The organism is Allobacillus sp. SKP2-8 (assembly GCF_007559355.1).
Classification (GTDB): domain Bacteria; phylum Bacillota; class Bacilli; order Bacillales; family Alkalibacillaceae; genus Allobacillus; species Allobacillus halotolerans.
This window is the reverse complement of record NZ_VMHF01000008.1, coordinates 79629-92146: the sequence shown is the minus strand read 5'-3', so window position 1 is coordinate 92146 and position 12518 is coordinate 79629. Positions and strand designations below refer to the sequence as shown.

Annotated in this window: 7 protein-coding genes and 1 pseudogene; 5 read left to right on the top strand and 3 right to left on the bottom strand. The window is 32.7% G+C overall.

Annotated features, from left to right (window positions below):
• The first annotated feature begins 90 nt into the window (after nucleotides 1-90).
• Nucleotides 91-1656: an AAA family ATPase gene (locus FPQ10_RS08310; RefSeq protein ID WP_144162883.1), complete on the top strand. Its 1566-nt coding sequence runs from the start codon at nucleotides 91-93 to the stop codon at nucleotides 1654-1656.
• On the top strand, nucleotides 1657-3018 hold the full coding sequence (locus tag FPQ10_RS08305; RefSeq protein ID WP_144162881.1) for an LlaJI family restriction endonuclease: 1362 nt from the start codon (nucleotides 1657-1659) through the stop codon (nucleotides 3016-3018). It begins immediately after the preceding gene.
• A gap of 369 nt (nucleotides 3019-3387) precedes the next feature.
• On the opposite strand, the gene istB is transcribed toward FPQ10_RS08305, so the two are convergent.
• The 3 genes and pseudogenes from istB to FPQ10_RS08290 all read right to left on the bottom strand — a co-directional run bounded on the left by istB (nucleotide 3388) and on the right by FPQ10_RS08290 (nucleotide 6344).
• On the bottom strand, nucleotides 3388-4107 hold the full coding sequence (istB, locus tag FPQ10_RS08300) for an IS21-like element helper ATPase IstB (RefSeq protein WP_144162879.1): 720 nt from the start codon (nucleotides 4105-4107) through the stop codon (nucleotides 3388-3390).
• Nucleotides 4104-5606: pseudogene (istA, locus tag FPQ10_RS08295) on the bottom strand (IS21 family transposase). The gene istB and the pseudogene istA overlap by 4 nt, the downstream one beginning before the upstream one ends.
• A 213-nt stretch (nucleotides 5607-5819) precedes the next feature.
• Nucleotides 5820-6344 carry a super-infection exclusion protein B gene (locus FPQ10_RS08290; RefSeq protein WP_144162877.1) on the bottom strand — a complete coding sequence of 175 codons (525 nt, stop codon included), beginning with the start codon at nucleotides 6342-6344 and terminating at the stop codon, nucleotides 5820-5822.
• 401 nt (nucleotides 6345-6745) lie between these two features.
• On the opposite strand from FPQ10_RS08290, the gene FPQ10_RS08285 reads away from it, so the two are divergent.
• Genes FPQ10_RS08285 through FPQ10_RS08275 form a run of 3 tightly spaced genes read left to right on the top strand, consistent with a single transcriptional unit; the run spans nucleotide 6746 to nucleotide 12441 of the window.
• Nucleotides 6746-9211 carry an AAA family ATPase gene (locus FPQ10_RS08285; RefSeq protein ID WP_144162875.1) on the top strand — a complete coding sequence of 822 codons (2466 nt, stop codon included), beginning with the start codon at nucleotides 6746-6748 and terminating at the stop codon, nucleotides 9209-9211.
• Nucleotides 9186-10226, top strand: coding sequence for a 5-methylcytosine restriction system specificity protein McrC (locus tag FPQ10_RS08280; RefSeq protein WP_144162873.1), 1041 nt, complete (start codon nucleotides 9186-9188; stop codon nucleotides 10224-10226). Before FPQ10_RS08285 ends, FPQ10_RS08280 begins: the two co-directional genes overlap by 26 nt.
• A 31-nt stretch (nucleotides 10227-10257) precedes the next feature.
• Nucleotides 10258-12441, top strand: a complete 2184-nt coding sequence (locus tag FPQ10_RS08275; RefSeq protein WP_255439813.1) for a Z1 domain-containing protein — start codon at nucleotides 10258-10260, stop codon at nucleotides 12439-12441.
• Nucleotides 12442-12518 lie beyond the last annotated feature (77 nt).

The window sequence follows — 12518 nt, the reverse complement described above, 5'->3', positions numbered from 1 at the left end:
GCGCTTCTAACTAAGTCAATTAGAAAATCAAAGTAAAACGGCGAAAAACTAAGAAATAATTAATCTATTGAGGGAGTGGAGGTATCTGCAATGTCTAATGAATATAATCAAGCTAACCCTGACGGATCAATCGTGATTGATAATGAACCTATTTTACAGCCTGGTAGAGTAAGAGAAATAATAAAAAATGCCCTTGCTAATACAAACTGGAATATTAATTGGACATCAGAAGAAAGAGCGCAATTACAAGGAACAATGTCTAATAATGAAGGTGAGACATATAACCTAAATATATATTGTAAGGCGTTATCTAATACGGGCAGGACTAGTCCAAATGATAAAAGAATCCAGTTAAAAGATTTAGAGATAATTGATACTGATGAAACTATTAATTTACTTTTGGGTGTTTACGAAAGAAATCAAAACCCTATTATTGTTGGGTGGAACATCCATGCTTATGAAGAACAAGGAAAAAATCATTCTGCTAAAATTCATGTTAAAAAAATAGCACAGGCAATGCGAGATGGTTTTTCCACGTTTAAGATTTCTACAGAAAAGAAGCGAAATTCATATGCTTTCAGGCCAAACTTTCTATTGTCTTATATGTTGAATTTAGATAATTTCTATGAATATGACTTTGATGAAGATAGTAATACAGTTAATGGAAATGAAAGTTATTGTAACTTTGAACCAAATGAAGTAGCTAGTGAATTTGCTAGAAATTTAATTGTTTATGGAGCTCCTGGAACTGGGAAAAGTTTTGAATTGGATGAAATAGCAACAGATCTATTTCCAGATGAATATTTGAGAAAAAGAGTTACATTCTATCCTAAATATTCATACAGCCAGTTTGCAGGTGTGTATAAACCTACTCCTATTTATAAGGATACTAACACAACGATTTATGATGCTAGTATGGTTCGTGAAGCAGATTATCAATATGAACCATTAATTGATTATAAATTCGAATTGGGACCATTACTTGAGATGTTTTCAAGAGCAAAGGAAAACCCTAATCATAACTTTGTATTGATAATAGAAGAAATTAATAGGGCAAATGCAGCTAGTGTGTTCGGTGACTTTTTTCAATTGTTAGATAGAAATGCTGATGGAGAAAGTTCTTATTCAATTACGATTCAAGAAAACATGCTTAATGCACTAAGAGCAAGAATGGGTACATATTTGGATGAATCAATCAAAATTCCATCAAACCTATACTTATGGGCAACAATGAATAGTGGAGATCAGGGCGTTCAACCAATGGATGCTGCTTTTAAAAGAAGGTGGACTTTTAAATACTTATTACTAGATAAATACAAAGGAAAAGTTGATGATAAGCAAATATTTTTGAACTTTTTAGACACAAAAGTGCCATGGAATGGATTTAGAGAGGTGATTAATGATTTTCTCTCAAATGAAAATATACCGGAGGACAAATTACTTGGACCATTCTTTTTAAAAAATGATGAGTTTGATAACGACGAAATATTTGTAAATAAAATTTTATTATACTTAAGGGATGATGTACTACGACATAATCCAACTATTTTGTTTAGAAAAAGCACATTTTCGAAAATAGTTCAGGATTATTTAAGTGAAGATAAAAAGCCGATTTTCGTAAAGGATGTTCATGAGGCTTTGAAAGGTCTTGTTTAAATGATTTTTTTACAAGAATTAGTTCCTTATAAAAAAAATTACTTGATCAATTTACTTGGAGAGGAATTACTAGACCTATTGTTTCATGAGTCAATTTGTCAGAAAAAAGATGAAGACGTCTTTACAATTAATTTTGTAGGTTTAATTGCATATAAAAATATTACCATCAGTGTATTACCAAAATATTCCACATCACAAGATGAAAAATTAAAGTTTGAAAATACTATCCAATTAATTAAAGTGTTCAAAAAGTACGAAAAAGCTAACTATCGAAAGCTAACATCTGATTTTTACCCTTTAAATAACCAGAGTGATTATAATAGTATTCTTGGACTAAGTGATTTATTTTTAAGAGACTTTATTTATTTTGGATATTATGAGAGAGAAATATCGGAAATAATTGATGATGGTGAAGATGAAATAAGCTGGGAAGATACAATTTCTGATGTGACACCGTACTTTGTTAATAAACAACCATTTTATTTAAACACGAAAAACATAGAGTATAATAGTGATGAATCTAATGTAGTCACTGTAATTCATCAAAATATCATATACGAATGCTACATGCGTTATGGTGGGCTACTTGGATATGAACTGACAAATATAATAACGCCAACTGCAGATTTTAGTTCATTAGGAGATAAAAATTATCTCATTACTATTATAAAAAAGGAAATGCAAGTGGTGTTTAATGATCAACAAGTTAGAATATTAAATGCTATGATTCATTATTTAGATGTAGAATATGTAAATCACAAGAAAGAATTATCAATCTTCGGTACGAAACGCTTTGAATACATTTGGGAGGATATATTAAAAAAGGTGTTTAATGACCAAAAAGATAAGATAAGGAAGATGGTCTCGGAAAGTAGTTGGATGAAGTATACTGCATTGTGGGAAAACTATATAAATGATTCAATTGGTCATTCAGATGAGTACCAACCAGATATTATAACAGTCCATGATGATTTCATAATGATATTGGACGCTAAATACTATAATATTAAACCAGTAGAGAATGGGTTTAAAGGTAGCCCAGGTATTAATGATGTTGCAAAGCAGCACATTTATGAGGCGATTTACAGTGAATTATTTAAAGAATACAGCACGGCAAATGCTCTTTTATTTCCAAATGATGATATCGATAATAGTTATAAAATTATTGGAAGGGTTAATTTGGGTTTGTTAGGTAAGCTTCCAATTGTTCTTTACTACATTAAAGCGGATTGTGTTTTTGACACTTATATCAAAGGAAGTAAATTTGGTGAAGAAATCCTTGCTGCAGTTATTTCTGAGATAAGTGCAGCAAGAACCCGTAAATCAATAACCGGATCTTCTCAATTTCAGTCCAAAAATTAAGAGGTTTTGACCCCATTATCATGAATCATCCAAGCAAATGCTGTTTTTTAATGAATTCTACGAAATGATTTTATGAAATTTAATGAAGTTAAAGCATTTTACACAAATTTTACACATAAAAAATCAAAAACCTTGTAAGAAAAGACTTTCCGACTTAATTTACAAACCGACCACCGGTATCCAATCGCAGAATATAAGATAATAGATTAATAAAAAACAGCATTGGCGGGTAAAATCTAATGCTGTTTTTTTGCCTCTTAAATTACCACGGTGAACCGTATCATAAATAAGTTCTTCATAAATCTGTATTTGGCAAGTAAAAATGTATGAAATGGCATTTAAAAATGCATGCCCACTTGCCACCTCAATTTATTGGTTCAATAAAGATTCCTTATAACGATAACTATCACCAGTAAAAACGAGTAAATGTGAATGATGTATGAGTCGGTCAATAACCGCCTCTGTTAATATTGGATCTCCAAAAACATGATTCCATTGACCAAACTGAAGATTTGTCGTAATGACGATGCTTTTATTCTCATAACACATGGATATTACTTGGAAAAGTAATTCTGCACCCTGTTTATGAAGAGGGATGTAGGCTAGCTCATCTAAAACGAGTAAGTCTAATTTTTCTATCTGTTTAATCAGTTTGGGGAGGGAACCTTGTTGGTTCGCCTCTATTAATTTATTAACTAAAGATGCCACAGTAAAGAACTTCACCTTACTGCCAAACCTATGTATGGCATTCAGACAAATTAATGTCGCCAAATACGTTTTACCGGTTCCAACACCTCCATATAGAATAAGATTCTCCTTCTCCTTAATAAACGTTCCATCAAGTACTCTTTCTCGATTAATTCCTTGAGGGACCCGGATATGCTCCCATTGAAACGGTTGATTACCTGTCTTCGGAAGTTGCGCTTGACTGAGTAATAGGTTAACTTTTCGTTCTTCTCGATTCTGCACTTCTTGCTCAAATAGTTTGAGAAGATATTCTTGATTACTGTCTGCCTCTAGCTTATCAAAATGTTCTCGAATCCAACTCAGCTTTAATCGTTTGGCATAGGCTTCAATTTGTTCTCTCATCTCACTTCACCCCCAGCCTGGAAGAGGGAATCGTAATGAGAGAGGCCTCTTGTTATATCAGGTACCTTAGGTACCGGTATATTAGGTTTAATAGCTTCATAGGTGTTGCTTTGGTTTAGTAGGGAATAAAAACAATGTCTAATTTGATCAGCACTCGGATGCCCGTGAGTTGAAGCCATTTTCAGGGCTTCATTTAATAATGAAAAATCATCGTTCTTTAATAATTCTCCTAACAATCGTAAAGCGCTTTTTTGCTCTTCCTCCATGCAACTGTTCAAGTATTCGGACCAAATAGGCGGGAACTGCTCATACAAACTTGAGTACTTTATGGCTCTTGGTCGTTTTGATAATAAATCCAGATAAGGCTGCCATATCATCGAGCGTCTTTTAATACCATACAATCGAGAGTGTTTAACAATGACATCATTATTTTCATTTAAAATAACTACGGTGTTAAATGTAATACACACACTTACCTTCTGTTTGGCAAATCTAGGAGAGGTAGAATATTGCTTTTTGTCTATTGTAACGATGCCATACTTATCAGCCTTTACATCCTGATAAATAGCACAATCAAAAGTTTTCTCGGGAAGAACTAGCCAATTATCTTGGTCTTCTTTAAATAATTCAGATTGGAGAACTTCTTTCTCATAATGCAAGCGATTACGGTCTTGCTCGGCCAACTCCCAAAGTGCTTCATTGAATTAATCAAGGTTTAGAACGGTGTTCTCCGGTAGTAAGAAGTTATTCCTCACATATTTAACCATCGCCTCAACATGGCCTTTCTCATTTCCTTTGCCTGGATTACAAAACTCATATTTAAAGCCGTAGTGGAAAACAAATCGTTCAAATGTATTTGTTAATTCTCGTTCTCCTTTTGCTCGTATTTTTTTAACTGCGGGAGACAGATTATCAAATCGAATCGTGGTAGGGACGCCTCCCATATGACAAAACATTCGTTGTAATCCCTCAAGTAAACACTCCGTATTTTCCGAAGGAAACACCTGAAAATAAAAGCTATTACTATGAGGGAATGACATGACCAGATAAGGTAAGTCAATAACCTCGGAGTGATACTTAAATGGGGCTGTGCCAAAATCTACTTGTGCAGTACCTTGAAAAGATTCGAAAGGTAAAGCTGCATCCTCCATGCTTTCCTTTAATTCACGTTTACGGTGTGATACATAATCTCGTACCGTCCGGTAAGATCCTTTGAAACTGTGGAACTTCTCTAGTTGTTCAAACATTCTCTTAGCCGTTCTTTGATACTTTCGCTTCTTTTTCAAATTCTCTTTGATCCACTTATCTAAAATAGGTTTAACGGGTGCCATAACGGAGGATTTCCGTTTCTGTTTCTCCTTCTTCTTGAATTCTTCTTGATTGGCATATTTATTAACCGTACGTGGGTCGATACCCATTCTTTTGCCCACACTGGCATATGTTTCTCCTTTTTGGTTTACTTCATGTCTGATATAATCAATTTGAGCCACTGCTAACATCTCCTAATTTCCTCCTGTCGAACGTTGTTGGTCCAACGAGGAGTTTAAAGTTATTTGGAGAGGTTGGCAAGTGGTTTTTTTATTCATGCAGCTGCTTCTCAGCCACCTACATAAATTAACTGCCAAAGACTACATTTTTAGTTTGTCATAAACATTAATTTAAAATAATGTTATCCAACGTGTTTTGTCGGTATAAGTACTCAAATACAGGTTCTACTTATCATTCAACCTTTTTTGAATTTCTTTTTCCGTTTTAGGTTGGAGAATGTAAGGTATTTCTGGGTTAAATAATTCAATAGGGTCATAAACAGGATATTGATTTGTTGCTTTGATTATAAGACCATATTGTTCCAAAAGCTTAACTTTCTGATTATAGATTGGTAAAAGTGCTGGCTCAGGGTGGACTCTATACAATTCTAGTAGGTAAGAATATGCGATTGGATCATTTATTAAATCTTTCTGCTGTTTATTAATTTGTTTTTTTAGTTTTCCATCTTTTCTTTTTTCCTCAATAACTGACCCTAATTGAATAATTAAAATAAAAATTGAAAATAAAAATACGATTAAAACAGTATACCCATACTCAGAATAAAATTGGACGAGATTAACTCTTTCCAGATACTTTAACGGTAAAAGGCTTAAGCTGAGTAATATTCCAGATGTAAATACAGTAGCAAATATTAGACGGTAACTAATTGGATTATTAAGAAAATCAATAATTTTACCAAATGTATTCATTTAGGTGCACCCTCCAAACAATTAAAATAGTCAGATAACATAAGTTTTCCAAATGATCTTTTGCATATCTAAAAGCCTATTCTTATTCTGAAATTAATATAATCATTCGATTATTGTGACAAGCAGATTATATAAGAGGCCTCGTTAAAAATCATAGATAATAACGATTAAAAATATGTTTTACATGAATTTTATAAAATTAGTATAAATTATTTATATAAGTTTAATTTGGTTGATATCTATTTCATATACTATTGAAACCACATATATTTTATCATAATACACCATAAAGCTATATAATGTAGAAATTAAATGTATATGCATTATAAAAATACCAAGTGTAATTTTTAGAATATTTTGATATAATTTAACAAATGAATAAATTAAAAGGAGAATATTCTATGACGAAGTGGATTTTTCAAGGAAACCCTAAACAATTCGCTATAAACAAAGAGAAGTATCCAAGCGTGAATAATCTTAATCAATATGTAAAGACAGGAAAAATCATTGAATGGAGTATTCGTCAGAAACGTCATACATACGAAGTTAAGAAAGGTGATGAACTATTTATTTGGCGTTCAGATGGAGGTGAAAAGAATACAGGAGGAATAATAGCTTTAGCTGAAGTATACCGAGAACCGTTACATAATGATGAAGAGGATCCGCAAGTTGAATTAAAAGTGATTGATACACGGTTAAGTGAATCGGAAGGTATGCTTCTTCGACACAAATTAAAGGAACTTCCAGAAACCAAAGATTTATTAATAATGCGCTTGGCACAACTAACAAATTATAAGTTAACGGAAGAAGAGTTTAATATCTTATTAAAGTTCTGGAAAGCTCCAAAGCTGTTGGATCAAAGAGTTGATAAATCTTTAATAGAAAAATATTTAATCTATTACAAAGAGGAATTTGATAACTTTAAAAAAGAGTTTGACTTCTTGGAAAAAAGTTATCGTTTCTTTCAAAAGTTTAAAGATCAAGAATATATTAAATCAATGGAGTGGGAAGATTTTCAACTAATCGGTGAACATATCAATGCTTATCGGATGGCGATTGCACGTGGTCGTGCCTTTGGTCAAATGAATGCCAGTTCGATTGATAAATATAGGGAGAGTTTTTTATATCTAGTACACGGAAGTGATCCTTTAGAGCATCGGATGGATCAGTTTCTAAATAATAAACAATATAAACTTTTTGGAATAGGCGCAAACGCATTAAGTGAAATTATAGGAAATATATTTCCAGAAGAATACTGTTTCTTTAATCAACGGGATAAAGTTGCGGTTGAGAATGAACTAGGAATAGACCCTGGTTATCAAAGGGGCGACTCCTTTGCAACAAGGTTTATGAAGTATCAAAAAGCCATAAAAGCCCATGACATAGTAAGCTATTATGAAAAAATCATCGGCCGGCAGACCGACTTGCCAGTCCTTTATGAAATTGATCAGTTTTTTAGTTTCATTTTCGATAAATCTAAAGATAAGCATGCTATTGAGAGAGAGACACCAAAGTATTGGTTAATAGCTGCAGGTGAAAAAGGAAAGTATTGGAATGAGTTTAAAGAAAAAGAACAGATATCCATTGGATGGAACGAATTGGGCGATCTAAGAAAATACAAAGATAAAAAAGATATAGCCCTTTCCCTGAAAGAAAAGAATCAATATGACCATAACCCTGTAAATGATGCACTCGCCAATGAGCAATTTGTAAAGGAAATGAAAGAGGGAGATTACGTATTCGTTAAAGCAGGAACTTCGAAATTAAACGCATTCGGCCAAGTAGTATCTTCTTATCAACATAGTCCAGAAAATGGTTCGCAACATTCTTATAGAAATGTCGAATGGTTAAAATTTGGTGAGTGGGATGTTTCCGATTTGCCTATTCATCAGAAGACTTTAACAGATGTTACTGCAGATGAAGAGTTTATAGACGACATTTTTCAAAAGATGGATGTTTGTAAAGAGCCGGAGATTGAATACAAAGCAAGCAATAAAGAACTTTTTACAATTGATGATGTAGCTAAAGATCTGTTTATGGATCTGGATAGAATAGAAGATGCGAAAGATTCGTTAGATCATAAAAAGAATATTATTTTGCAAGGTCCACCAGGTGTAGGTAAAACGTTCGTAGCGAAACGACTGGCCTATTACCATATGGAAATGAGATCACCAGAAAATATTGAAATGATTCAATTTCACCAGTCATATTCCTATGAGGAATTTATTCGCGGATTTAAGCCTGATGCGGAAGGTAATTTTATACTTCAAGATGGAGTATTCTATAGGTTCTGCAGAAAAGCACAAAAAAATCCAGAAGAGAAATTCTATTTCATCATCGATGAAATAAACCGTGGTAATTTATCCAAAATATTTGGTGAAGTGATGATGCTTATTGAAGCGGATAAGCGTGGAAAAGAATTTGAAATACAAACAACTTATAGTCAAAAAGGAGAACGGTTTTATATTCCAGAAAACGTATATGTTATTGGCACAATGAATACGGCTGATCGTTCTTTAGCAATGGTAGATTATGCTTTGCGCCGTCGGTTTGCTTTTATTGATATAGAACCCGGTTTCGAAACCGATTCGTTCAAAGAATATCTACAGGATAAGGGTGTAAGCCAAGGATTTATCGAGTCAATTGTATCGTTTATGAAAGAAATTAATACAGAAATTTTAAATGACAAAGTAAATCTCGGTAAAGGATTTGAAATCGGTCATAGTTATTTCACTCCAACCGATAACATTAAAGATGAAGAAACGTGGTTTGAACGTATTGTTCGGTTAGAAATTAAACCGCTATTGAAAGAGTATTGGTTCGATCAGGAGGATAAAGTACATGGACTCCTCAGTAAATATCACTAAAGTACCTATTAAAAATATTTACTTTATGCTGGCTTATGCTTGGGACCATCCGCATGAAAAGAATGTGATTGACGTGTACGGTGAAGATGAAAAAGATATCATCAATTTGTTGAGTAAAGTATTAATTTTAAAGGTTAAATCTTTAGTTAAAAGAGGGTTATATAAAGAATATAAGCCATTAAAAGAAGAATCAGGTATTATCAGAGGTAAGTTGTTGTTTAAAGAATCATTTGAGAGCTTTTCTTATAAGAAAGGGAAAATGCACATCGAACATGAAGAGTTTACCCTTGATATATTGCATAATCAATTGATCAAAGAAACAATGCTTCAATTGTGTATGTATAAGGAGTTAGAAAGAGAGTACTATGAAGATTTAAAAAGGTTGCTTATGTATTTTCGGTCTATATCTCGAATAGAATTACGGCCTAATTACTTTGAGCAAATTAAATTGCACCGAAATAATCAACACTACCGATTTATATTAAATATCTGTCAATTGGTATCTGAGAATGTTTTATTGCATGAGGGTTCAGGCAGGTTAATATTTAATGATTTTTCTCGTGATCATATGAAAATGGCTAAACTGTTTGAAGCATTTGTGAAAAGTTTTTACAGACATGAATATCCAGAATCAAGAGCTCGAAGCGAATCATTAGATTGGGGAGCGATCGGGGAAAAAATTGAACACGTACCTCAGATGAGAACAGATATTTCAATGGATGTTTTTGAACAAAAATACATTATTGATACGAAGTTTTATGAGCATGGACTTGCCGAAAATAGAAGTAAAGAAATTGTACGGAGCGGTCATTTATATCAACTATACGCTTATTTAGAAAACGATAAACGAAAGCGTAATGGTGACACAGCAGTAGGCATTTTATTGTATCCCAGAGTCTATCAATCATTTCAACTTCATTATGAGATACAAGGGTTTCATATAAAAATTTGCAGTGTGGATTTAGCAAAGAATTGGAAAAGTATCGAAGCTGAGTTGAAGGAGATTCTTGAGTAATTTTGAAGTAATTAGGGGGAGAGAAGCTATTATGGAAACATTTCAAATGTCTATTAACACAACTGGAGATTTTTACGAATTTTTAAAGGAAAAAAATAAATATGAGGAAAAGTATTTATCCTGTATGGAGAATACCGCAAAAAATTTGATAGATCAACAAACTTCGGCAAACAAGCCCGGTATGCTTTTAGGGAAAATTCAATCAGGTAAAACTAGAACATTCCTCGGTATAATGGGTTTAGCCTATGATAATGGATATGATGTAGTAATTGTTTTAACAAAAGGTACAAAAGCTTTAGTTAAACAAACGATCGCCAGACTAAATCAGGAATTTGATAGAATGATTGCACGTGACAAAATGCGAGTTTACGATATTATGACTTTACCTTCAAATTTGAGCAAATGGGAATTAAATAAGAAACTTGCAATAGTAGTAAAAAAGGAAACTAGAAACATGGATAGAATAAATGAAGCACTGTTATCAACATATCCAGACTTAAAAGACAAGAATATTTTATTTATCGACGATGAAGCTGACTTTGCAAGTGTTTCATATGAGAATAATCCAGAAAAAAACATCATTGAAATGAAAGTAATTGCTTCCAAAATAGATTATATTAGGGCTAATGTTAGTAAGGGATCGTTTTTACAAGTCACAGCGACACCGTATTCTCTTTATCTGCAACCCGATGATAGAGAAATCAATAAATCTCTTAAATTTGAACCAGTTCGTCCTGCATTTACAGAATTAGTACCTATACACGATAAGTATGTTGGTGGTGAAGTTTATTTTGAAGAGTCAAATGATCAGAATTCACCTGCTTTTTACTTATATCAAGAGATAAATGAAAACGACCTTGAAGTAATGAAAAAAATGGACTTACGTAGAGTTCGAAAGGAAAATCTAATAACTCAAAAAAATTTACATAATCTAAATCGAGCTGTAATTAACTTTATTGTGGGTAGCTGTATAAGGCGATGGCAACAAAGAAGTTTAAATGAAGATGAAGAAAAATATTCTATGGTCGTCCACACTGAAAGAGGTAAAAAAGCGCATGATTGGCAACAGCAACTTATTAATCTTATTTTGGAAGATTTAAATGAATTGATCGAAAACGATTATGAGTTGTATAAAGAATGGATTAAAAATTCTTATAATCATTTAATGAACTCAGTAAGGTTAGTAAATATGCCTCGGCCTTCAATCGACGAAATATTAAATGAAGTAAAAGACGCTTTATTTCAAGAAATGGTGGTAGTATCAACCGTTAATTCTGACAAGGATGTTGAAGAGTTACTTGATTCAACAGGACAATTGCAACTTCGAACACCTATGAATATTTTTATTGGAGGTCAAATTTTAGATAGAGGGATAACAATAGGCAATTTAACAGGATTTTTCTATGGAAGAAATCCAAACTCGTTTCAACAAGATACAGTACTTCAACATTCCCGAATGTATGGAGCTAGATCTGTAGAAGATATAGCTGTTACTAGATTTTACACTACTAGAAGGATTTATAATGTTATGGAAAGGATTCATGAATTCGATACTGAATTAAGAGAGGCCTTTGAAAAAGGCCATAATAGGGGGGTAGTATTTATCCATAAAGATAACTCCAACAAAATTGCACCCTGTAGTCCAAACAAAATATTACTTTCAAAACTTGTTACTTTAAAACCTCATAAACGTATATTACCTGTTGGATTTCAAACAGGATATAAAACAAATATAAGCAAAAAAGTAGAAAAAATCTCTGAAAGGGTTAAGGAATTAAAATATTATTCCCCTGAAGTAGTTAATAATGATGCATTTTTAGCTCCGGTAGTTGAAGTTAAAGAAATCCTTTCATCTATTTATGAAACACTTCAAATGGAAAGTGGTTATGAGTGGGATCTGGAAGAGAATTTTTCTGTTTTGGATTATCTCACTCTGAATAGTAAAGAAAAAAATTTATGGATAATAGTTAGAGAAGGAAGAAATATAAAGAGAATAGATTCAAAACAAAAGTTTGAGGATTCTCCTGATACGCCTAAGGGTGCTAAAAGTGAACTTAAAGTAGCGAAGGAACTCGCAATTGATCAACCTGCTATTATGTTACTTAAGCAAAATGGATTAGAAGTGAATGGTTGGAGAGGTACACCATTCTGGTGGCCTGTTATTCTAACTCAATTAAATATTGAGTCTACAATCTATGCTAAGGAAACAATTTAAGCGAGAACAATTTTTTCAGAACAATTATTTAGGTAGTGTACGTAATTTTTGAATTAAGTATGATCATGCTAAGCTAA